At 61.3% G+C, this 20,484-nt stretch carries 21 protein-coding genes; 14 read left to right on the forward strand and 7 right to left on the reverse strand.

What is annotated here, in order from left to right:
• Positions 1–76 precede the first annotated feature (76 nt).
• Positions 77–1,282, forward strand: a complete 1,206-nt coding sequence (carA, locus tag PYH37_RS23955) for a glutamine-hydrolyzing carbamoyl-phosphate synthase small subunit (protein ID WP_280733942.1) — start codon at positions 77–79, stop codon at positions 1,280–1,282.
• A gap of 52 nt (positions 1,283–1,334) precedes the next feature.
• On the opposite strand, the gene PYH37_RS23960 is transcribed toward carA, so the two are convergent.
• Positions 1,335–2,225: a LysR substrate-binding domain-containing protein gene (locus PYH37_RS23960; RefSeq protein ID WP_280733943.1), complete on the reverse strand. Its 891-nt coding sequence runs from the start codon at positions 2,223–2,225 to the stop codon at positions 1,335–1,337.
• A gap of 108 nt (positions 2,226–2,333) precedes the next feature.
• Between PYH37_RS23960 and PYH37_RS23965 the strand changes: the two genes are divergently transcribed.
• Positions 2,334–3,095, forward strand: a complete 762-nt coding sequence (locus tag PYH37_RS23965) for an SDR family oxidoreductase (RefSeq protein WP_280733944.1) — start codon at positions 2,334–2,336, stop codon at positions 3,093–3,095.
• Positions 3,058–3,990, forward strand: coding sequence for an NAD(P)-dependent oxidoreductase (locus PYH37_RS23970; RefSeq protein ID WP_280733945.1), 933 nt, complete (start codon positions 3,058–3,060; stop codon positions 3,988–3,990). The genes PYH37_RS23965 and PYH37_RS23970 overlap by 38 nt, the downstream gene beginning before the upstream one ends.
• A 107-nt stretch (positions 3,991–4,097) precedes the next feature.
• On the opposite strand, the gene PYH37_RS23975 is transcribed toward PYH37_RS23970, so the two are convergent.
• Positions 4,098–5,300, reverse strand: coding sequence for a pyridoxal phosphate-dependent aminotransferase (locus tag PYH37_RS23975; protein ID WP_280733946.1), 1,203 nt, complete (start codon positions 5,298–5,300; stop codon positions 4,098–4,100).
• Between the two features lie 457 nt (positions 5,301–5,757).
• On the opposite strand from PYH37_RS23975, the gene PYH37_RS23980 reads away from it, so the two are divergent.
• The 3 genes from PYH37_RS23980 to PYH37_RS23990 all read left to right on the forward strand — a co-directional run bounded on the left by PYH37_RS23980 (position 5,758) and on the right by PYH37_RS23990 (position 10,126).
• A complete protein-coding gene (locus tag PYH37_RS23980; protein WP_280733947.1) occupies positions 5,758–8,100 on the forward strand; it encodes a marine proteobacterial sortase target protein in 2,343 nt (780 codons plus the stop codon).
• Complete coding sequence (locus PYH37_RS23985; RefSeq protein WP_280733948.1) at positions 8,090–8,758, forward strand: class GN sortase; 669 nt, start codon at positions 8,090–8,092, stop codon at positions 8,756–8,758. The genes PYH37_RS23980 and PYH37_RS23985 overlap by 11 nt, the downstream gene beginning before the upstream one ends.
• Positions 8,759–8,932: 174 nt before the next feature.
• Positions 8,933–10,126: a PQQ-dependent sugar dehydrogenase gene (locus tag PYH37_RS23990; RefSeq protein WP_280733949.1), complete on the forward strand. Its 1,194-nt coding sequence runs from the start codon at positions 8,933–8,935 to the stop codon at positions 10,124–10,126.
• A gap of 46 nt (positions 10,127–10,172) precedes the next feature.
• On the opposite strand, the gene PYH37_RS23995 is transcribed toward PYH37_RS23990, so the two are convergent.
• Positions 10,173–10,619, reverse strand: coding sequence for a hypothetical protein (locus PYH37_RS23995; RefSeq protein WP_280736150.1), 447 nt, complete (start codon positions 10,617–10,619; stop codon positions 10,173–10,175).
• 174 nt (positions 10,620–10,793) lie between these two features.
• Between PYH37_RS23995 and PYH37_RS24000 the strand changes: the two genes are divergently transcribed.
• The 3 genes from PYH37_RS24000 to PYH37_RS24010 all read left to right on the forward strand — a co-directional run bounded on the left by PYH37_RS24000 (position 10,794) and on the right by PYH37_RS24010 (position 13,161).
• The gene (locus tag PYH37_RS24000; RefSeq protein WP_280733950.1) at positions 10,794–11,696 is read left to right on the forward strand and encodes a DMT family transporter; all 903 of its coding nucleotides are present in this window, start codon (positions 10,794–10,796) and stop codon (positions 11,694–11,696) included.
• A gap of 684 nt (positions 11,697–12,380) precedes the next feature.
• Positions 12,381–12,596, forward strand: coding sequence for a cold-shock protein (locus PYH37_RS24005; protein ID WP_057253168.1), 216 nt, complete (start codon positions 12,381–12,383; stop codon positions 12,594–12,596).
• A gap of 148 nt (positions 12,597–12,744) precedes the next feature.
• A complete protein-coding gene (locus tag PYH37_RS24010; RefSeq protein WP_280733955.1) occupies positions 12,745–13,161 on the forward strand; it encodes a BA14K family protein in 417 nt (138 codons plus the stop codon).
• A gap of 131 nt (positions 13,162–13,292) precedes the next feature.
• On the opposite strand, the gene PYH37_RS24015 is transcribed toward PYH37_RS24010, so the two are convergent.
• Both PYH37_RS24015 and PYH37_RS24020 read right to left on the reverse strand, forming a co-directional pair.
• A complete protein-coding gene (locus tag PYH37_RS24015; RefSeq protein WP_280733957.1) occupies positions 13,293–13,934 on the reverse strand; it encodes an MBL fold metallo-hydrolase in 642 nt (213 codons plus the stop codon).
• A 104-nt stretch (positions 13,935–14,038) separates the two neighbouring features.
• Positions 14,039–14,200, reverse strand: coding sequence for a hypothetical protein (locus PYH37_RS24020; protein WP_280733959.1), 162 nt, complete (start codon positions 14,198–14,200; stop codon positions 14,039–14,041).
• A 245-nt stretch (positions 14,201–14,445) separates the two neighbouring features.
• On the opposite strand from PYH37_RS24020, the gene PYH37_RS24025 reads away from it, so the two are divergent.
• Together PYH37_RS24025 and PYH37_RS24030 are read left to right on the forward strand one after the other, a co-directional pair.
• Entirely contained in the window at positions 14,446–15,060 is a 615-nt protein-coding gene (locus PYH37_RS24025; protein ID WP_280733960.1) for a DUF1236 domain-containing protein, read from the forward strand.
• Positions 15,061–15,471: 411 nt separating this feature from the next.
• On the forward strand, positions 15,472–15,738 hold the full coding sequence (locus PYH37_RS24030; RefSeq protein ID WP_280733961.1) for a hypothetical protein: 267 nt from the start codon (positions 15,472–15,474) through the stop codon (positions 15,736–15,738).
• Positions 15,739–15,879: 141 nt separating this feature from the next.
• Here PYH37_RS24030 and PYH37_RS24035 read toward each other — a convergent pair whose 3' ends face one another.
• Positions 15,880–16,770: a branched-chain amino acid aminotransferase gene (locus PYH37_RS24035; protein ID WP_280733962.1), complete on the reverse strand. Its 891-nt coding sequence runs from the start codon at positions 16,768–16,770 to the stop codon at positions 15,880–15,882.
• A 271-nt stretch (positions 16,771–17,041) separates the two neighbouring features.
• Here PYH37_RS24035 and PYH37_RS24040 point away from each other — a divergent pair, with 271 nt between their 5' ends.
• The 3 genes from PYH37_RS24040 to PYH37_RS24050 all read left to right on the forward strand — a co-directional run bounded on the left by PYH37_RS24040 (position 17,042) and on the right by PYH37_RS24050 (position 19,915).
• Positions 17,042–17,485, forward strand: a complete 444-nt coding sequence (locus PYH37_RS24040; RefSeq protein WP_425336166.1) for a MarR family winged helix-turn-helix transcriptional regulator — start codon at positions 17,042–17,044, stop codon at positions 17,483–17,485.
• A gap of 200 nt (positions 17,486–17,685) precedes the next feature.
• Positions 17,686–18,387 carry a response regulator gene (locus PYH37_RS24045; protein WP_280733964.1) on the forward strand — a complete coding sequence of 234 codons (702 nt, stop codon included), beginning with the start codon at positions 17,686–17,688 and terminating at the stop codon, positions 18,385–18,387.
• 145 nt (positions 18,388–18,532) lie between these two features.
• Positions 18,533–19,915, forward strand: a complete 1,383-nt coding sequence (locus PYH37_RS24050; RefSeq protein WP_280733965.1) for an ATP-binding protein — start codon at positions 18,533–18,535, stop codon at positions 19,913–19,915.
• On the opposite strand, the gene PYH37_RS24055 is transcribed toward PYH37_RS24050, so the two are convergent.
• Entirely contained in the window at positions 19,916–20,479 is a 564-nt protein-coding gene (locus tag PYH37_RS24055) for a protein tyrosine phosphatase (protein ID WP_280733966.1), read from the reverse strand.
• Positions 20,480–20,484: the final 5 nt, after the last annotated feature.

The raw sequence follows: 20,484 nt of genomic DNA on the forward strand, positions 1-20,484 counted from the left end.
ATGCCGCATGCATTTGAAATGGCGACGAACCGACCGGCTTTCAAGCCTCGCTTTCCGCCGCAACGGGATAGGAACGATGACCGCGACACCCGCATGGACAACCCAGCAACCCACCGCCCTGCTCGTTCTGGCCGACGGCACGGTGATCGAAGGCAAGGGCATCGGCGCGACCGGTAAGGTTCAGGCCGAGGTCTGCTTCAACACGGCGCTGACCGGCTATCAGGAGATACTGACCGATCCGTCCTATCTCGGTCAGATCGTCACCTTCACCTTCCCGCATATCGGCAATATCGGCACCAATGACGAGGACATCGAGGACCTGACGCCCGCCGCTCGCCACGGCGCCGTCGGCGTGATCTTCAAGGCCGACATCACCGAACCGTCCAACTATCGCGCCGCCAAGCATCTCGACGCCTGGCTGAAGGCGCGCGGCATCGTCGGCCTCTGCGGCATCGATACGCGGGCGCTGACCGCCTGGATCCGCGAGAACGGCATGCCGAACGCCGTTATCGCTCACGATTCGTCCGGCGTCTTCGACATCGAGCTTCTGAAGGCCGAGGCAAAGGCCTGGAGCGGCCTCGAAGGCCTCGATCTCGCCAAGGTCGCGACATCCGGCCAGTCCTACCGGTGGAACGAGAAGCCGTGGGTATGGAACGAAGGTCATTCGACGCTCGGGGAAACGGAAGCCGCCTATCACGTCGTCGCGCTCGACTATGGGGTCAAGCGCAACATTCTCCGTCTTTTCGCCGGCCTCAACTGCCGGGTGACCGTCGTTCCCGCCCAGACGAGCGCGGAAGAGGTTCTGGCGTTGAAGCCGGACGGCATCTTCCTTTCGAACGGGCCTGGAGACCCGGCGGCCACCGGCACCTATGCGGTGCCTGTGATCCAGGATCTGTTGAAGACCGAGATTCCTGTCTTCGGCATCTGCCTCGGCCATCAGATGCTGGCGCTGGCGCTCGGCGCCAAGACCGAGAAAATGCACCAGGGCCATCACGGCGCCAACCACCCGGTCAAGGACCACACCACAGGCAAGGTCGAGATCGTCTCCATGAACCATGGCTTCGCGGTTGATTCGAAATCGCTGCCGCAAGGCGTTGAGGAGACTCACATTTCGCTCTTCGACGGCACCAATTGCGGCCTGCGTGTCGCCGGCAAGCCGGTCTTCTCCGTCCAGCACCATCCGGAGGCTTCCCCCGGCCCGCAGGACAGCCACTACCTCTTCCGCCGCTTCCTCAATCTGGTGCGGCAGAAGAAGGGCGAGCCGGCGCTCGCCGAACGCTGAGAAGAGCCGCAAGGCAAGAGAAGAGGCCCGCCACGTGCGGGCCTTTTTGCGATCAGGCGTCGCCAAGCCGGGCGGCGATGAAATCGACCGCCGCGCGCACCGAGGGCAGTTGTCCGCGCCTGTGCGGCATCAAAATCGTCGTCGTCACCTTGCCGGCCGTCCATTCCGGAAGAATGCGGACAAGGGCACCGCTTGCGATCTCCTCATGACAAAGCTTGCCGGGCAAGGTGGTGATGCCGAGGCCGGCCATGGCAGCCTCGCGTAAAACGCGGGATTCGTCGGCAACGAAGCGCGGTCTTGGCGAAACCGCGACCACCGAACCATCCGCGTGCTGCATCGTCCAGCCTTCGGCCGTTAGCGATGTAAGCAGACCGTCATGCTGCTCGATATCTTCTGGCTTCTGAGGCAGCCCGCATCGGTCCAAATAGAGAGGCGAAGCGACGAGCAGCTTGGCCTCCGAACCGACCCGCCGTTGCACGAGATCGGAATCCGGTAGCGGCGCGAAATGATCGCGCACCGCGAGGTCGAAGCTTTCCTGGATGATGTCGACGAAGCGGTCCGTCGCATGCAGCACGACACGCACCTTCGGATAGGCGAGCGCGAGTTGCGGCAGAAGCGGCGCCAGCGAAAGCTGCGCGGTCGGAACGGAAGCCGTGATCCTGACTGTGCCGCTCGGCTCGGCAAGCCTGCCCTTGACAACGTTCTCCGCCGCCTCCGCCTCGATCAGCATGGCTGCGGCGTGGCGATAGAAGTCCTCGCCCGTCTCGGTAACGGCAAAGCGGCGCGATGTGCGATTGATGAGGCGGACGCCGAGGTCCCGTTCGAGCTCCGCCACGCGCTTGCTGAGCGTCGATTTCGGCACGTTGAGCGCCCGCGCCGCCGGTGCAAAGCCTTTGTGATCCACGACGTGGACGAAGAAGGTGAAATCATTGAGGTTTGCCATAACATCCCAATCGTCTGCAAATGTGGACGATACGTCCACATCAGCCCCACTAGCACAACTTCGTCCACGAATGCATCTCTTCGTTCATCCAAACCGAAGAGGAACATCATGACGAACTATCAGGACAAAAAAGCCGTCGTGATCGGCGGCACCCATGGAATGGGACTGGCGACGGTCAAGCGTCTCGTACACGGCGGCGCGGAGGTGCTGCTGACCGGGCGCAACGAGGACAATCTCGCCAAGATTCGGCGGGAGTTCGGTGCACGCGTTCACGCCCTGCGCTCGAATATCGCCGATATCAACGACATCGCTATTCTCGGCGCGGCCGCCGGGCAGAAGCTCGGCGCGATCGATCTTCTGCACATCAATGCCGGCATCTCCGAACTGGAGCCCTTTGATCAGGTGAGCGAGGCCTCATACGATCGCCAGTTCGCGGTCAACACCAAGGGCGCATTCTTCACCGTCCAGCGGTTGGCGCCGCTCATCCGCGAAGGCGGCTCGATCGTCTTCACCTCCTCCGTCGCCGACGAGGGCGGGCATCCGGGCATGAGCGTCTACAGCGCCACCAAGGCGGCACTCGTCTCCTTCGCCTCCGTGCTCGCGGCCGAACTGCTGCCGCGTGGCATCCGCGTCAACACGGTCAGCCCCGGCTTCATCGACACGCCGACGAAAGGCGTTGCCGGCCTGACCGAAACCGAACGCGCCGAGTTCAAGGCGCTGGGCGACACCATCACGCCGATGAAGCGCAACGGCACGGCCGACGAGGTGGCGCGCGCGGTGCTGTTTCTCGCCTTCGAGGCAACTTTCACGACGGGAGCAAAACTCGCGGTCGATGGCGGCCTCGGCCAGAAGCTCTCCATCCCGGCCTGATATGACAAAGGAAAGAAGAACCATGAGCAGGATTTCCATTCTCGGCCTCGGCGCCATGGGCAGCGCGCTTGCCGCGACTCTCATCCGCAAGGGCCACTCGGTAATCGTCTGGAACCGAACGCGCTCCCGCGCTGAACCGCTTGCTGCCGCCGGTGCAAAAATCGCCGCGAGCCCAGCCGAGGCAATTGCAGCAGCGGAGCTGACGATCCTCTGTGTCGTTGATTACGACGCCGCGCGCTCGGTGCTGACGCAGGCAGAGGACGTGCTCGTCGGGCGTTATCTCGTCAATCTGACCAACGGCACGCCGGGCGACGCGAGAGACCTGGGGACCTGGCTGGACGCGAAGGGCGCGACCTATCTCGACGGCGGCATCATGGCGATCCCGCCGATGATCGGGGACACCGGCGCTTTGATTCTCTACAGCGGCTCAACCAACCTTTTCGAGCGGCACCGCGCAGTGCTCGACGCGCTCGCCGTAAGCCGCCACCTTGGAGACGATCCGGGCCTCGCAGCGCTTCACGATCTGGCCCTGCTTTCCGGAATGTACGGCCTCTTCTCAGGCTTCCTGCATGCGAGCGCCTTGGTGACGAGCGGCGGCGGCAAGGCCGTCGACTTCCTGCCGCTGCTCCTCTCATGGATCGAAGCAATGAGCGGCACCCTGCCCGACCTCGCCGGCAAGATCGACAGCGGTTTGCACAGTCGGAATGTCGTCTCGAACATCGAGATGCAGAAGATCGCTCTCGAGAACATCGTCAGAGCGAGCCGGGAACAGGGCGTCGCGCCCGATTTCATCGAGCCAATGCTGCGGCTTGCGGGTCAGCGGGTCGCCGAGGGTCATAACGCCGACGACATCTCCGCCGTAGTCGAATTGATCCAGAGGCAAAAGCGAACCTGATTTCAAGGCGTTAGGACTGCCGTTTGAAACGGAGTGGCAGATCATTGAATCATTTTCGGAACAAGGCCCGCCGACAACGACGGGCCTTCGTCTATCGGAAACAGCTCTTACCTGCAGGCGGCGCAGAAACGCTGAATACGGCGGCAAGCCTCCTCAAGCAGCGCCTCGGAGGTCGCGTAGGAGATGCGGAAGTTCGGCCCGAGGCCGAAGGCCGAGCCATGCACAACCGCCACGCCTTCCGCCTCCAGAAGCTCGGAGACGAAGTCCTCGTCCGTTTCCATGACCTTGCCCGAAGGCGCGGTCTTGCCGATGAGGCCGGCGCAGGACGGATAGACGTAAAAGGCCCCTTCCGGTGTCGGGCAGGCGATGCCCTTGGCCTGGTTCAGCATCGAGACGACGAGATCGCGACGGCCCTCGAAGATCTTCTTGTTCTGCGGGATGAAGTCCTGCGGACCGTTCAGCGCCTCGACGGCGGCCCATTGCGCGATCGAGGTCGCGCCCGAGGTCTGCTGGCCCTGAATCATGTCCATCGCTTTGATGAGCTGCAGCGGACCTGCGGCATAGCCGATACGCCAGCCGGTCATGGCATAGGCCTTGGAGACGCCGTTCATCGTCAGCGTGCGATCGTAGAGGCCGGGCTCGACCTCGACCGGTGTCGCGAACTTGAAGTCGCCATAGGTCAGATGCTCGTACATGTCGTCGGTCAGCACCCAGACATGCGGATGCTTCATCAGCACGTCGGTGAGCGCCTTCAACTCATCATGCGAATAGGCTGCGCCCGAGGGGTTCGACGGCGAGTTGAAGACGAACCACTTGGTCTTCGGCGTGATCGCCTTTTCGAGGTCCTCGGCCTTCAGCTTGAAATTGTTTTCCTGCTTGGTCGAGACGACGACCGGCGTGCCACCGCAAAGCGCCACCATCTCCGGATAGGAGACCCAGTAGGGCGCGGGGATCACGACTTCATCGCCCGCATTCAGCGTCGCCATGAAGGCGTTGAAAAGAATCTGCTTTCCGCCGGTACCGACGATCGTCTGCGCGGCGGTGTAGTCGAGATTGTTTTCGCGCTTGAACTTTTTCGCGATGGCCTCGCGCAGTTCCGGAATGCCGGAGACCGGCGTGTACTTCGTCTCGCCGCGATTGATCGCGTCGATCGCGGCCTTCTTGATGTTGTCGGGCGTGTCGAAGTCCGGCTCCCCTGCTCCGAGGCCGATAACGTCCCTGCCCTTCGCTTTCAGCTCGCGGGCTTTCTGTGAAACGGCAATGGTGGCGGAAGGCTTTACACGGGAAAGGGCATCGGCAAGGAAGGCCATGGGTGTGAGGTCCTGATCGTTTCGGAACGGCGTGAGGCGCTACGGAACGAAAAGTCGGGCTCCATAGCGGTTAGGTCTATGTCGAAAGAAGGCCAGCCTGGCAAGCGCTTGAGCGGGAAAAACGCGGCGAAATCCTGCGAATTGCGTCACCATGACAAAGTTTCATGAATGCTATCAGGACCGTCGGTCGGCGATGGCGTTCTCTCCAACCCTCGGCGACGCTGCCAAGCCGTAAGGTCCGCGTCGATCGGCGGCCGGTGTCAGCGCGACGCCGATGCGGCGAAGAGCGTCTTCCCGGCCGTCTTTAATCAAAAAAATCAGTGTTCTTCCTTCGTTTTCGGAACGCCTTAATTTCGTCACAACAACTGCCGCAGCGCGCCGCAATTCCGTCCTGCAAGAGCCGATTTCCGGGCCTCTTCTCGATGATGCGAATGCATTGGCATCATGGGGGTGTGCTATGTTTCTCGACGATGAAGTTGCCGCCGCGCGCAAACGGCGCAACGAGGCGCGCTGGGGCTTCTATCTGGCGCTCGCCGCACTCGCAGCCTGCATCGTGATGATTCTCGGCCTGATGGTGCAAGCCACGGCGGAAGCGGCCGAAAGCAAGCCAAGGCAACTGGCGGGCTACGTTCGCCCGAACGACCTGGGAACGGGCGCACTGCTTTTCCCCTCCCGCGAGCCCGGTTATTTCGTCGAGGCCCCGCGGCTGGCGACGGACGTCCAGATCGACGTCAACGGGCCGATCATGCGCACGCGCGTGACGCAGCGCTTCGAGAATCCGAGCGAAGGCTGGGTCGAGGGGACCTATCTCTTTCCCCTCCCCGAGGATTCGGCGGTCGACACGCTGAAGATGCAGATCGGCGAGCGCTTCATCGAAGGCAAGATCAAGCCGCGTCTGGAAGCGAAGGAAATCTATGAACGGGCGAAGGCGGAAGGCAAGAAGGCGGCGCTCTTCGAGCAGCAGCGGCCAAACATCTTCACCAACGAGGTCGCCAATATCGGCCCGGGCGAGACGGTCATCGTGCAGATCGAGTACCAGAGCAACGTGCGCCAATCGAACGGCCTCTTTTCCTTCCGCTTCCCGATGGTCGTGGCACCCCGCTTTAACCCGCAGCCGATCGTCCGGACCGTCGATCTCGACAGCCGCACCGGCTATGCCGTCAGCGAGCCGGTTCCGGATCGCGAAAAGATCGAGGCGCCCGTGCTCGATCCGAAAGAAAACGCCAAGATCAATCCCGTGACGCTGACGGTCAATCTCAAAGGTGGCTTTCCGATCGAGGACGTGACCTCGCCCTATCACCAGATCGAAACAGCCATCCCTGACGAGCTCTCTCGCCGGATCACACTGAAGAACGCAAGCGTTCCGGCGGACAGGGATTTCGAACTGAGCTGGAAGGCGATCGAAGGCAAGACCCCCTATGCCGGCCTCTTCCGCGAAACGGTGGACGGCAAGACGTACCTGCTCTCCTTCGTGACACCGCCGACGGCAGCCGGTCCGGACGGAAAGCCGATCAAGCGCGAAGTCGTCTTCGTGATCGACAATTCCGGCTCGATGGCCGGCCCCTCGATGGAGCAGGCCAAGGCCAGTCTCGCGCTGGCGATTTCGAGGCTCAAGTCGGACGACCGGTTCAACGTCATCCGCTTCGACGATACGATGACGGTCCATTTCCCCGAATTGGTCGCCGCCACGCCCAACAACCGGGAAAACGCCATGGCCTTCGTGCGCGGCCTGACGGCCGACGGCGGCACCGAGATGCTGCCTGCGCTCAAAGCGGCGCTTCGTACGCAAGGGCCGGTAGAACCCGGCGCGCTGCGTCAGGTGGTTTTCCTCACCGACGGCGCGATCGGCAACGAGAAGCAGTTGTTCGACGAAATCCGCAACAACCGCGGCGATGCACGCGTCTTCACCGTCGGCATCGGCTCTGCCCCCAACAGCCACTTCATGGCCAAGGCCGCCGAATATGGCCGGGGTACCTTCACGCTGATCGGCGCCGAGAGCGAGGTGGCCGCGCGCATGGGCGAGCTCTTCGCCAAGCTCGAGAGCCCCGCCATGACCGAAATTGCGGCCGTTTTCGATGGTGCCGCCGCCACGAACATCACCCCCGATCCGATGCCCGATCTCTACCGGGGAGAACCGGTGGTGCTAACGGCTGAGCTTGACGGTGCGATGCCGAAAGGCAAGCTCAGGATCATCGGCAAGGCAGGGGACCAGCCCTGGCGGGTAGAGATGGACATCGCCAAGGCTTCAGCCGGCAAGGGCATCGCCAAACTCTGGGCGCGCCGCAAGATAGATGATCTCGAAGCGCGCGCTGCCGCCATCGCCGATCCGGCCTCGCTCGAACGGCAGATCGAAACGATCGCTCTCGCCCACCATCTTGTCTCACGTGTGACCAGTCTCGTCGCAGTCGATGCGACCCCATCCCGTCCCGCCGGAGAACCGGTCGCCTCTGCCAAGGTTCCCTTGAACCTTCCGGAGGGATGGGACTTCGGCAAGGTTTTCGGCGAGACCGGAGCGCCTGGCAAGGTCGACGAGCGCGAAGCCTCCGCAGAGAGCGAAAACAAGCTTGCAATGCTGATCGCGGACCGCATGGCGGCGGCGCCCACGGCACGCGCCGCTCGCCTCATCGCCGAGGCCAACAATCAGGTGAACCTGCCGCAGACGGCAACCGAGGCGGACAAGCAGATCCTGATCGGCCTGATGCTGCTTGCGATCGCGCTGATGGCCGGCACGACCTTCGCCCTCTGGCGAAACCGGATCAGCACAGTCGTCAGGGCGGAGATCATGCGCCATGGCCGGTGACGATGACGACCCGCGTGAGCAACGTCCGGGTTTTCTCGCCCGGCTGTCGGCGGTCGAAACGATCGTCGCGGCAATCATCGCCCTCATTGCCCTTGCGGGTCTGATGCTGATCGGCAAGGGCTTCTACATGAAGGCCAAGGCCGACGTGTCGCAGATCCTGTTGAAGAGGAGCTTTGAGGCGCAGTTGCACGGCGCGGCCGGCGGCAAACCCTGGCCTTGGGCGGACTTCGAGACGGCTGCGGAGATTTCCGCGCCGCGGATCAACCGCTCGGCGATCGTGCTTTCGGGAGCAAGCGGCGAGGCCCTCGCCTTCGGCCCCGCCTGGCTTTCCAACACGTCGCTGCCGGGCGACCAAGGCACCGCCGTCATCGCTGCCCATCGCGATACGCATTTCCGCTGGCTGAAAGACGTCAAACCGGGCGATCTCCTCGTGCTGACGCGCAAGGATGGTCGGCGCTTCATCTTCCGCGCCGAAGAGGGGCGTGTCGCCCGCTGGGACGAGAGCGGCATCAACGCCTCCGCCGGCGGATACCGTCTGGCACTCGCCACATGCTGGCCCTTCGATGCCATCGAACAGGGGCCAATGCGTTATATCGTCTCCGCGGAACTCGTTGCGGAGCAGCGGTCCATGACACTCACCGGCTTCATACCGCAATAAAGCCCTTTTGATCTGATTTGACTTGAAGGTCGACGCACCGCGCTCCAATTTGGTCGGATCACGGGCGGAAATCGACCTGGAGATCATTCGTGATCGATTCTAGGAAGAATGGGGTGGAAACCGCTCGCACTTCGTCGTCCCGCCCGAATGGAAAAGCGCAATCGGGAGGATGATATGCGGTATACGCGCTGGAGGAAAACCGACTTGAACAAAGTCCGGGCGGCGCATTTGCCCTCCGCAGCAGCACCTCTTGCTACCACCCTTTTCCTCGTCCTGGCTTCTTCCGCGGCCGCGCAAGAGACGCGGGAGTTTTCGACACAGAGCGGCACGGTTCTTGTCGAGACGCTTGCAACGGGCCTCGATCACCCCTGGGCAGTCGAGGTCATGCCGGATGGCGCGCTGATCGTCACGGAGCGACCGGGGCGGCTGCGCATCCTGCGCGACGGCAAGCTCTCCGCCGCAATCGACGGCGTGCCGAAGGTAGCCGAACGTGGTCAGGGCGGCTTACTTGACGTTGCTCTCGATCCGCAGTTCGGCACGAACCGCACCGTATACCTGACGCTCTCGGCTCGTGGCGAGGGCGGCTACGGCACCGTCGCAGTGCGGGCTGTCCTTTCCGAGGACGAACAGAAACTGACGGACGTGCGTGAGATATTCCGGATGAACCGGTTCACCCGCCAGGGCCTGCATTTCGGCTCGCGCATCGCGATCGACAAGGATGGCAGCCTCTTCTTCGGTATCGGCGACCGCGGCGAACGCGACCGCGCCCAAGACCCACGCGACCATGCAGGCTCCATTCTCCACATCAATGCCGACGGCGGCATCCCCGCCTCCAACCCCTATCGCGGCGGCACCGGCGGCCGGGCGGAGATCTGGTCAAAGGGACACCGTAACCCGCAAGGCATCACCTTCGATGCCAAGGACGGCAAGCTGTTGACGGTCGAGCATGGTTCGCGGGGCGGCGATGAAGTGAACAATCCACAGCCCGGCAGGAATTACGGCTGGCCGGTGATCACCTATGGCAAGGATTATTCCGGCGCTGAGATCGGCGAAGGCACGGCCAAGGAAGGCTACGAGCAACCGCTCTATTATTGGGATCCCTCAATCGCTCCCGGCGCGATAGCGGTCTATCGCGGCAGCATGTTTCCGGAGTGGGACGGCAATCTCATGATCGCCGCTCTCAAATACCAGTTGCTCGCGCGCCTGGAGCGCGACGAGAACGGCGCGATCACCGCTGAAGAGCGGCTGTTCGACGGCGAGTTCGGCCGCATCCGCGACGTGATCGTCGCCCCCGACGGCGCGCTGTTGATGGTGACCGACGAGGAAGACGGCGCCGTGCTCCGGGTCTCCAAGGCTCCGACGCAATAAAGGCATCTCGGCGCGTCTACTGCATGTTTCCTTAAATCGGCTTGATCTAAAGCGAAGCCCTGACCTCCTTGCGGAACATGAACTTCAGGCCGGACCAGACGGCGTCCACGGCGCAGACTTTCACGTCGACGAGAGCGAACGGCAGAAATATCTCGCGCAGGATGTCCTCGGTCAGTGTGGTGGCGACACCGGAGGCCCGCTTCGGCCAAGAAACCCAGAGCATGCTGTCGGCCTTGAGCCGGGCGGCGAGCTCGGGGGCCAAAGGTTCGAGCACCGCCCTCTCCGTCTCAAAGACATGGATATAATCATACCGCCGCGCGGCCGCGCCTTCCAACGAGGTTGCCACATGCGCGAAGCTGCCAAAGCCTGAGATTTCTGGAAGATCCGCGGGAACGCCGAGAAGCAGAGCGACCTGCCCATCGCGCAGACCGAGTTTCTTCGCAAGCGGTGTTCCTGAATACCCCGCCGCGCTCGTTCCCGCTCCCGCCGTCATGCCATCCCGTTCCTTGCGCTCGCTGTCGGCGGCGAGGATGAGACTTGCCCGGGCAAAACGCAACTGGTAGAGCGGCGATGCAACCAACGTGAGCGGCGTGGCCTTGGATTGCTCCAGATCACACCTTTCCTCACCCCGCTCTATCCAAAATCATGACGATCCGGGAGCGCATCCGTGACTCGCATCCAGGCCAATCTCTTCCTGCTGTTTTCCGGCGCGATCTGGGGTGCGGGTTTCGTCGCCCAGTCGACGGCGATGGAGGCGATCGGTCCGCTCTGGTTCATCGGCCTGCGCTTTGCGATCGCGACGGTGGTGGCCATGCCGCTGGCCCTTATCGAGGCGAGACAGGCCGCGGCGCCGCTCCCTTCCAACGCGATTCGTAACTTCGTCTTCATCGGGTTGGCGCTTTTCGGCGGCGCGGTGACGCAGCAATACGGGCTGCTCAGCACCAGCGTCACCAATTCCGGTTTCCTCACCGGGCTCTACGTCGTCTTCGTACCGGCGCTGACCGTCGTCTTCCTGCGCCGCAAGCCGCACTGGATCATTTGGCCGGCCGCGCTGCTCGCGAGTTTCGGTATCTTCCTTTTGAGCGGCGGCGCCCTGTCGGGCTTGACCGGCGGAGATCTGCTGACGATCGTCTGCGCGCTGTTCTGGGCAATTCAGATGATGCTGGTCGGCATCTTCGCTCAAGGCACCGGGCGCCCGATGCTGCTGTCGATGACGCAGTTTGCGGTCTGTGCCATTTTGGGATGCCTATTGGCCGCCGCGCTCGAGCCGTTGAGTCTCGACTTCGTCAGGAAGGCGCTGCCGCAGATCCTTTATGCCGGCGTCTTTTCGAGCGGCGTCGCCTTCATCTGCCAAGTGGTCGGCCAGCGCTATACGACCGCACCGCAAGCGGCGATCTTCCTCTCGAGCGAGGCTCTCTTTGCCGCCCTTTTCGGCGTGCTGCTGCTCGATGAAATCATCACCGCTGTCGGCTATCTGGGCTGCACTCTTATTTTTGCGGCGATGCTCGCGGTCGAGCTCGTTCCGGAGTTGGCGAGAAAGCGGCGGAAAGAGGTGGAAGCCGCTGCTTGAGGCCTTGCTGAACAATATTTGCTGCGCCGCCAAGCAAGCTGCACTTACTGTATTACTTATTACTATCCTACGCCGCTCTACTTTGTTTTCGGCCGGCGCGCGCAGGCCGGCCCGCGCGCGACAACATTTCTTATAGTTTTTCTGGAGGTCAGTGGATCCCATCTTTCGCTTGCACAGACTTCCGCGAAGGATGAGACATATCATACAGTTGCGATTTTCGCGCGTGAGCTGCTCAAAGTGTCGGCACGGTCGAGAGCGATGGAATTTTGCACAAACAGTTCAATTTGCGGCCACCCTCATTCAAAAAGCTGTGAATTCAACAGCTTGCGATCCATCTCGGATATTGCGTATCAAAGCGCGAGTTGACCCGTTTTTGAGCAATGAAAAGACGCAATACCTCGTCAGAAAAGTTTTGCTTGCCAATTCAAAATAAACCCATCACTCTTACTGTGTTCGGGCAATTTGCGAGCATGGGAAGATCTTGAAAATATAAGCGGGCCGGAGACGCAAGCCACTCCGGGCGGCCAGACCGGGGGGACGCTTATTTTGCATCCCTTCCTATGGCTGGCTGCGATAACAGGACCCTTTCCTCAAAAATCGACAACTGCCTGCCCCACGCCCATTTTGGGCAAAACTGCAATGCCGCCCGCCAGTCAAGCGGGGGGAGAGAAAAGGACCTGACGCATGGCCGAAACTGGCACTGTAAAATTCTTCAACACCGATAAGGGCTTTGGCTTCATCAAGCCTGACAACGGTGGTGCGGACATCTTCGTACATATTTCTGCCGTGCAGGCTTCCGGCCTGAACGGTCTCACGGAGAACCAGAAGGTAAGCTTCGACACGGAACCGGATCGCCGCGGCAAGGGCCCTAAGGCCGTCAACCTGCAGATCGCCGGCTAACGCTGTTCTCTGCTGATAGATTTCAAGTTGGAGCCCGGCAACCTTGCCGGGTTTTTTTGTTCAGGCTCCGTTCAGTTTGGCCGCTATAGACTTTATTCATCATGAAAACCGGAAGTGCTCCGGCCCCCATGCATAGGATTGAAAGCCCATGAACAAGTTCGTCAAAGCAGCCGTTCTCTCGGTCGTCGCTGCTGCCATGGTTCTCCCGACTTTCGGCATCGCCGAGGCAGGCCATCGGCATCGTCACCACAATGGCGATGCGTGGGCGGCAGGCGCAGTGGGCTTGGTCACCGGCGCGCTCATCGGCGGCGCGATCGCTTCGCAGCCGCGCTATAACGAGCGGGTCTATATCGATCCCGAACCGGAATATTACGAGCCGCGTCCGGTGTACCAGCCGCGTCCGGTCTACCGCCCGGTCTATCGCCCCGTCGTGGTCGATTATGACGTCGAACCCTGGACGCCCGCCTGGTATCGCTATTGCTCGCAGCGCTACCGCTCGTTCGACCCGGATACCGGTACCTTCATCGGCTATGACGGCCGTAGTCATTTCTGCACCGCCGGCTGACCGAAGCGCGACAACATAAACGAAAAAAAGCACATGCCCCGCGCGGGGCATGTGCTTTTTTTCGTTTATGTGGCGAAGGGCTGCGGGCTTTTCTCCCGCGTCCGGATACGCTCAAGCCAAAATCATCGCGCTTAGAGACCGCGGAGATAAGGATTGCTGCGGCGTTCCTCGCCGATCTGGCCGCCCGGTCCGTGGCCGCAAATGAAACCGACATTGTCACCAAGCGGCAGGATCTTGTCGCGGATAGAATCGAGGAGTTGCTGATGATTGCCGCCCGGTAAATCGGTGCGTCCGATCGAGCCGTGAAAGAGGACGTCGCCGACATGCGCGAAGTTCTGCGCCCGATTGAAATAGACGACGTGGCCCGGCGCATGACCGGGGCAATGCAGCACCTCGAAGACGTGATCGCCGAAGGACACGGTATCGCCGTCCTCCAGCCACTGATCGGGCAGCACGTTTTGAACCTTCATTGTCAGGCCGAAGCGCTCTGCCTGGCTCTCCAGTCGCTCAAGAAGCGGCTGGTCGTCCTTGTGCGGTCCGATGATCTTCAGCCCCAGCGCTTCCTTCAATTCCTTGGCGCCGCCCGCATGATCGATATGGCCATGCGTCAGCCAGATCGCTTTCAGCGTGATGCCGTTTTCGCGGACCGTCTGCAGGATGATGTCGACATCGCCGCCGGGATCGACGATCACGCCTTCCTTGGTCTCGCTGTCGAAAAGGACCGTGCAGTTCTGTTCAAAATGCGTCACCGGGATGATACCCGCTTGTAACATGCCGACCGTGCCTCGCTCTTGGATCGTGACGTGTGCCGTGCGGATGAACCGTCCTACAGCCCCGTCTCAGCTATAGCGATATATGGGTGGGATGACAGTGCAAATCAGCGGAGTGCGGCGATTTCCGGCGCGGCCACTGGCGGCGAATATTGCACGGTCGTGAGCAGCAGGGCCGATATCGCCAGCTTAGCCGCCACGACGACAACGACCAGAGGGCGAAGCCGCTCGACGGTGGCCTTTGTCTCGTCGACGGTCCCATGTTTCATTTTCATCGCTCCAGGTCGATTCGCGCCTTCTTTGCCGGGGCGGAAAAAGGTCAAGATTTCCTGCGGTTGTTCGATCATCGAGGCCGATGCGTAGACGCTTTTCGCGTTCCGCGCCGCCCCGCTGTCGGCTCAACCACACGGCAAGCGAAGCCAATATGTCTCACCCTCACATATAGTGATGTCACCCGGGGAACATACCCGCCGTGCGGCGCGTTTGGCCTGCATCATTCAAGAGGAGCAAGACGATGAAGACCCTCTCCCCCCACCTGTTTCGAACGGTCGCGGCAGCGGGTTTGATACTGGCCGGCGTTTCGACGGGTTATGCAGCGATGAGTGCGACGACATTGACCGACTTGAACGTGCGGGCCGGTCCGGGACCTCAATATCCGACGGTCGGCGTTGCAACGCGCGGCAGCGCTGCCGTGCTTGACGGCTGTATCGAAGGCAGCAACTGGTGCCGCATCGATGTCAACGGTCTTCGCGGCTGGGCTTATGCCCGTTATCTGGCAACCACCCAAGGTGGATCGACCGTGGTAATCGAGGAGCGTCGCACGGACCTCGCGATCCCCACAGTCACCTATGAAGGCGAGCCTGTGGTTACGACCGCCGAACCGCTCGAATTAGTCGGGCCGGTCGAGGAGATCGATCCCGTAACGCCGCCTCCGGCAGTGCGCACCTATATCACCCAAAATCCCGTCGACCCGGTCTATGTTGAGGGCGAGGTCGTCGTCGGCGCCACATTGCCGTCCACGGTCGCGTTTCGGCCGATCCCCGACTACGACTATCAATATGTTATCATCAACGGCCAGCCCGTTCTCGTGGAACCCGCCACACGGCGCGTCGTCTACGTCTACCGCTGAGCGCTGCGAAACGGTCGGGCTCGATCCTGCACATCGCGCAGCGCCGACGTGCTGCGCGATAAAGTTAGTGGCGACCGCCCTTACCTGTCCAAACGAATCATCGACAAGCAAGCCAGAGAACACCCCGGATTCGGGACGACATCATTCTGCCCGTTCCGTCAACGGCACCTTTCAAGAAATAGTATCACTGCACAACACCTTCTGTCCGGGGGGCAACGCGAAGGCAAAACTATCATCTGAATCAATAAATTGCTGTAATCCTGCGCACTCCGCCCAAGCGCCGCAAAACAGACTGCACCTGACACCGACAGTGGCGAATTTGACAAGTTTCCCGTTTCGGTTTCAACCTCTCCGTGCCGGATCATCGGCATTTGGCGGCTCTGGATGGAGGGTCGCAGGACGGAGGGACCAATGGAAGCATTAGTGCCTATCATTACCCAGTTGATTGCGGGGGCGGCTGGTGGCAACGCGGCCAGCGCCATGCTGAAGCAGCAGGCATTTGGGATTGTGGCGCGCACGATCGTGGGTGCTATCGGCGGCCTCGGCGGCGGATTCCTGATCCAGATGCTTGGCGGCGAAGCAGCAGCGACCGGCCTTGCCATGCAAGCGCTCGGCGGGCTTGTCGGCGGTGGTGTGCTGAGTGGCCTCGTCGGCCAATTCGTCGGCAAGCAAGCGTAATGCCTCCCGAACGATATCCGTAGCAAGACAAAAGGCGGCTCAGGGCCGCCTTTTCTGCTTTGATCTACAGCGCCGTGCGTCATTTCGGTCGCACAAAGGCTTACCCTTTAATCGATCCCGATTTAAGCAACCATGCAGTCGTCACTCCGCGGCGGCGGCGACCGGATGAACTTCCTTCACGTAATCCTTCATTAAGTTTTCCGAGATCGTGCCAGGCTTGAAACGATAGGGGCCGATTTCGGACACCGGCGTTACTTCGGCCGCCGACCCGGTGAGGAAGCATTCCGAGAACGTGGAGAGCTCATCGGGCATGATGACACGCTCGACAACCTGGTAGCCGCGGCGCTTCGCGAGCTCGATGACCGTCCGGCGCGTGATGCCGTCCAGGAAGCAGTCCGGTATCGGCGTATGAAGGGCGCCATCCTTGACGAAGAAGATATTGGCGCCGGTCGCCTCTGCCACCTGGCCGCGCCAGTCGAGCATCAGCGCATCCGCATAGCCCTTGGCCTCAGCCGCGTGCTTGGAAATCGTGCAGATCATATAGAGGCCCGCCGCCTTGGATTTGGCGGGGGCGGTCCGGGGGTCGGGCCGGCGGTAGTCAGCGATATCGAGACGGATGCCTCTCAGTTTTTCGGCCGGGTCGAAATAGCTGCCCCATTGCCAGATGGCGATCGCGACATTGATACGGCTGTTCTGTGCGGACACGCCCATCTGCTCGCTGCCGCGCCAGGCGATCGGGCGCACATAGGCGTCGGAAAAGCCCTGGCGCTTAAGCAGTTCGTTGCTCGCCTCGTCCAGCTCTTCGATCGTGTAGGGGATCTTGAACCCCAGAATATCCGCCGACTGGTGGAGCCGCTGATTGTGTTCCGTCAGTTTGAAGATGCGCCCCCCATAGGCACGCTCGCCTTCAAACACCGCACTTGCATAGTGCAGCCCATGGGTCAGCACGTGTATCTTCGCTTCCTTCCACGGCACGAACTCGCCGTTGAACCAGATTTCGCCGTCCAACTGATCAAAGGGAATTGCTGCCATGGTGTTATCCTCCGGCGCGTTGTGCACCATACCTGCTGTTGATTACCTTGCCGTTTTCAGTTTATCGGCAAACAGACGGGGGGAAAATTCAATTTCATGATTTTATCGTCCGATGCCGCCGCTCTAGTCCCTCGTTTGCCGAGGCGGACGCTAGCATGCAGCAAAAATATGTCAACAAACCTGACATATTTTGTGATATGTTTCGCGAACTGCAATTTGGTTGAAAGGAAATGACCGCGTGGCAGGCCGATCCAAGGATAACAGCCAACATATGGCCGATGTCGCCGCCGACGACGACACGATAGACTTCGAAATCATCGAGTTGCTTTTCTTTGCCTATCGCGACTTCACCGGCGATCCGGATGCCATACTCGAAAAGAGCGGGTTTGGCCGTGCGCACCACCGCGTTGTGCATTTCGTCAACCGGGAACCGGGGATGACGGTCGCCGATCTTCTCGACACGCTGAAAATAACCAAGCAGAGCCTTGCCCGCGTCCTGAAGCAGCTGATCGATTCCGGCTATATCCGTCAGGTGACCGGCCCCGAGGACAGGCGGCAGCGAATGCTCTATACGACGAAGGAGGGCCAGGCACTGGCGCGGGCGCTCGCCGAGCCACAGTCCCGCCGCATAGCCGATGCATTGGCAAAGGCAGGTCCGGGCGCTCGCGAAATCGTGAAACGTTTTCTCGCGAATATGAAGAATGCCGCGGATTGATTCCATGGGCCGCCGTTCGGTCGCAGCTCGCGCCACGCGATCCCTGGAATCGGGGAATTGGGCGACCATTGCGCATCTGCTTCAATGCGTGGTCTCTAACGTCTTGGAACGGATGACGTTTACAAGCGGGATTGCGTCAATCCAAGGTCAGGTGGCCGAGAGGGACAGTAGGCCGGCCTTGCAACGAGGGAAATCGAGCCATGATGGCAAAAGCGAAAGTCTCCGATGATGCTGCGCATCTTCTGATCGTCGACGACGACCGACGGATTCGCGACCTGCTCAACCGCTATCTGGTGGAGCAGGGCTTTCGCGTAACGACGGCGGCGGACGCCGACGAGGCCCGGCGAAAGCTCATCGGCATCGACTTCGACCTTTTGATCGTCGACGTCATGATGCCGGGCGAAAGCGGCATCGCCCTGACGCAGAGCCTTCGAGAAATCAAGACCGTGCCGATCATCATGCTGACGGCTCTCGCGGAGTCGAATTCGCGCATCGAGGGCCTCGAGGCCGGTGCGGACGATTACCTGCCGAAGCCCTTCGAACCGCGCGAGCTCGTGCTGCGCATCAACAACATCCTGCGTCGCAACCATCCGGCACAAGCGCCGAAGGTCGACCAGGTCATCTTCGGCCCCTACACCTTTTCCGTGGTCCGCAAGGAACTCCGCCGCGGCGCCGATCATATTCGGTTGACCGACCGCGAACAGGAGATCATGACCCTATTTTCGCAGCGTGCCGGAGAAACGATCCCCCGTCACGAACTGATCGGCGACGATGCCGAGGTCGGGGAACGGACAATCGATGTGCAGATCAACCGGCTGAGACGCAAGATCGAGGACGATCCGTCCAATCCGATCTGGCTGCAGACGGTTCGCGGTATCGGTTATCGATTGAGTGTGGACTAGCGCGGGAGGAGGAAATCCTGCGCGATTTTCCGCTCCACCGCCGAAATTTTCGGACTCCATCACGTTTATGATTTTAACCCAAATCATCGTGATCTAGGGTCAGGGGCTAACATGCCGAACATTCTGGCAAATGAAGCAAAGAGCCATGGCAAGCTTTGACAGCCTCAGACGCGACGGATCGAGCTCTGCGGATGGCGCCTGGAGGCGCCTTTTGCGCTGGCTGCGCCGCCGCCTGCCGATGGGCCTCTATGCGCGTTCGCTGCTGATCGTCATCATCCCGATGGTTCTGCTGCAATCGGTGGTCGCCTTCGTCTTCATGGAGCGGCACTGGCAACTCGTCACGCAACGGCTCTCCGCCGCCGTGACCAGCGAGATCGCGGCGGTCGTCGACCTGATCACCACCTTCCCGCGCGAAGCCGATATCGATCAGGTCGTGCGCATCGCGCGCGAACAGCTCGACCTCAACATCACGGTCGAGCCTGGCGGCGAGTTGCCGCCACCGCGCCCCAAGCCCTTCTTCGAAATTCTCGACCAGATTTTAAGCGAAGAGATTTCGGACCAGATCCGCCGCCCCTTCTGGATCGACACGGTCGGCAACTCGAAAATCGTCGAAATCCGCATAAAGCTGGAAGACGGTCGCATTCTTCGGGTCTACGCCCGGCGCAATCAGGCCTATGCGTCGAACACGCACATCTTCCTCGTCTGGATGGTCGGTGCCTCGCTCGTTCTGCTGACAATCGCGATCCTCTTCCTTCGCGGACAGATCAGGCCGATTCTGGCACTGGCGAGTGCTGCCGAAAGCTTTGGCAAGGGACAGAAGATCGACGATTTCGCGCCGCGTGGTGCTGAAGAAATCCGCCGCGCCGGCCTCGCCTTCATCCTGATGCGGGAGCGTATCGAACGCCAGATCGAGCAGCGCACGGCGATGCTGACCGGCGTCAGCCACGATCTGCGCACGATCCTCACGCGTTTCAAGCTGCAACTCGCGCTCGCCGGCAACAACTCCGACCTCGAAAGCCTAAGCCAGGACGTCGAGGACATGCAGAACATGTTGGAAGGCTATCTCGCCTTTGCCCGCGGCGAGGCGGAGGAGGATGTCGGCCGGTTGAAACTCAGCGATCTGATGGCTCGTCTTGGGGCCGAGGCCGAACTGTATGGCAAGACACTGACCACCTCGATCGACGGGGAGAATGAAATTCGCGTGCGGCCGAACGCCTTTACACGGCTGGTGACCAATCTCGCGTCGAACGCCTATCGTTACGCGAACACGGTGCGCATCGAAGCCCGCCATAGCGCCAAATGGCTGACCATAAACGTCGACGACGATGGGCCGGGCATTCCGGAACGGTCACGCGAGGATGTGTTCAAACCGTTCTTCCGCCTCGACGAGGCGCGCAATCTCGACAGTTCCGGCACCGGCCTCGGCCTAGCCGTCGCCCGCGATATCGCCCGAAGCCACGGCGGCAATGTTACCCTCGCAGACAGCCCGCTCGGCGGCCTGCGCGCAACGGTGCGCGTGCCGACGTGACTACCGCGAATAGGTCGACGTAAGGCCGCGACGTTCATTGAATCGATGCCAGGCGTCGATCCGGCGCGGATGGCGCGCACGCATGGCATCGAGGGGAGCAAGGAGTCTGCCCTCCCGGCCAAGCGATGCATCGAGAATTTCGATGATCCGGCGGTTCGGCCAAGGCTTGCGGGTGATGGTCAGGAGGGCTTCGAAGGCCTCCCCTTCCCTGCCCGCGCCCAACTGGTGGGCGATAAGTCCGTAGGCAAAGGCGGTCGAGCGGCTGACGCCGGCGTGACAATGCACGAGGATCCGGCTGGACCGGTCTTCGGCCGCCGGCCGCATCGCCTCGAAAATCTCGAGAACGAGCTCCGGGAAGTGCAGTGTCGCGGTGGCATTTTCCTGGTCGCGCATGCGCACGACCCGATGGCTCGCATCCGCAATGACCGGGACGTTCGTGTCCGGCAATTCCGGATCGAGCAGCGAGAGCACATGGCTGGCACGCCACTCCCGCGCCGCCTCGGCCGCGCGCCACAGGCAGGAAACCTTGATGCGTTCCGGAATGGGATCATCGTTAAATATCATGGCGC

This window comes from Sinorhizobium numidicum, assembly GCF_029892045.1.
In the GTDB taxonomy this organism is placed as follows: Bacteria; Pseudomonadota; Alphaproteobacteria; order Rhizobiales; family Rhizobiaceae; genus Sinorhizobium; species Sinorhizobium numidicum.

Coding starts and splice junctions, on each gene's coding strand:
- carA (WP_280733942.1), top strand. CDS start 77: ATGACCGCGACACCCGCATGGACAACCCAGCAACCCACCGCCCTGCTC.
- PYH37_RS23960 (WP_280733943.1), bottom strand. CDS start 2,225: ATGGCAAACCTCAATGATTTCACCTTCTTCGTCCACGTCGTGGATCAC.
- PYH37_RS23965 (WP_280733944.1), top strand. CDS start 2,334: ATGACGAACTATCAGGACAAAAAAGCCGTCGTGATCGGCGGCACCCAT.
- PYH37_RS23970 (WP_280733945.1), top strand. CDS start 3,058: ATGGCGGCCTCGGCCAGAAGCTCTCCATCCCGGCCTGATATGACAAAG.
- PYH37_RS23975 (WP_280733946.1), bottom strand. CDS start 5,300: ATGGCCTTCCTTGCCGATGCCCTTTCCCGTGTAAAGCCTTCCGCCACC.
- PYH37_RS23980 (WP_280733947.1), top strand. CDS start 5,758: ATGTTTCTCGACGATGAAGTTGCCGCCGCGCGCAAACGGCGCAACGAG.
- PYH37_RS23985 (WP_280733948.1), top strand. CDS start 8,090: ATGGCCGGTGACGATGACGACCCGCGTGAGCAACGTCCGGGTTTTCTC.
- PYH37_RS23990 (WP_280733949.1), top strand. CDS start 8,933: ATGCGGTATACGCGCTGGAGGAAAACCGACTTGAACAAAGTCCGGGCG.
- PYH37_RS23995 (WP_280736150.1), bottom strand. CDS start 10,619: ATGACGGCGGGAGCGGGAACGAGCGCGGCGGGGTATTCAGGAACACCG.
- PYH37_RS24005 (WP_057253168.1), top strand. CDS start 12,381: ATGGCCGAAACTGGCACTGTAAAATTCTTCAACACCGATAAGGGCTTT.
- PYH37_RS24010 (WP_280733955.1), top strand. CDS start 12,745: ATGAACAAGTTCGTCAAAGCAGCCGTTCTCTCGGTCGTCGCTGCTGCC.
- PYH37_RS24015 (WP_280733957.1), bottom strand. CDS start 13,934: ATGTTACAAGCGGGTATCATCCCGGTGACGCATTTTGAACAGAACTGC.
- PYH37_RS24020 (WP_280733959.1), bottom strand. CDS start 14,200: ATGAAACATGGGACCGTCGACGAGACAAAGGCCACCGTCGAGCGGCTT.
- PYH37_RS24025 (WP_280733960.1), top strand. CDS start 14,446: ATGAAGACCCTCTCCCCCCACCTGTTTCGAACGGTCGCGGCAGCGGGT.
- PYH37_RS24030 (WP_280733961.1), top strand. CDS start 15,472: ATGGAAGCATTAGTGCCTATCATTACCCAGTTGATTGCGGGGGCGGCT.
- PYH37_RS24035 (WP_280733962.1), bottom strand. CDS start 16,770: ATGGCAGCAATTCCCTTTGATCAGTTGGACGGCGAAATCTGGTTCAAC.
- PYH37_RS24040 (WP_425336166.1), top strand. CDS start 17,042: ATGGCCGATGTCGCCGCCGACGACGACACGATAGACTTCGAAATCATC.
- PYH37_RS24045 (WP_280733964.1), top strand. CDS start 17,686: ATGATGGCAAAAGCGAAAGTCTCCGATGATGCTGCGCATCTTCTGATC.
- PYH37_RS24050 (WP_280733965.1), top strand. CDS start 18,533: ATGGCAAGCTTTGACAGCCTCAGACGCGACGGATCGAGCTCTGCGGAT.
- PYH37_RS24055 (WP_280733966.1), bottom strand. CDS start 20,479: ATGATATTTAACGATGATCCCATTCCGGAACGCATCAAGGTTTCCTGC.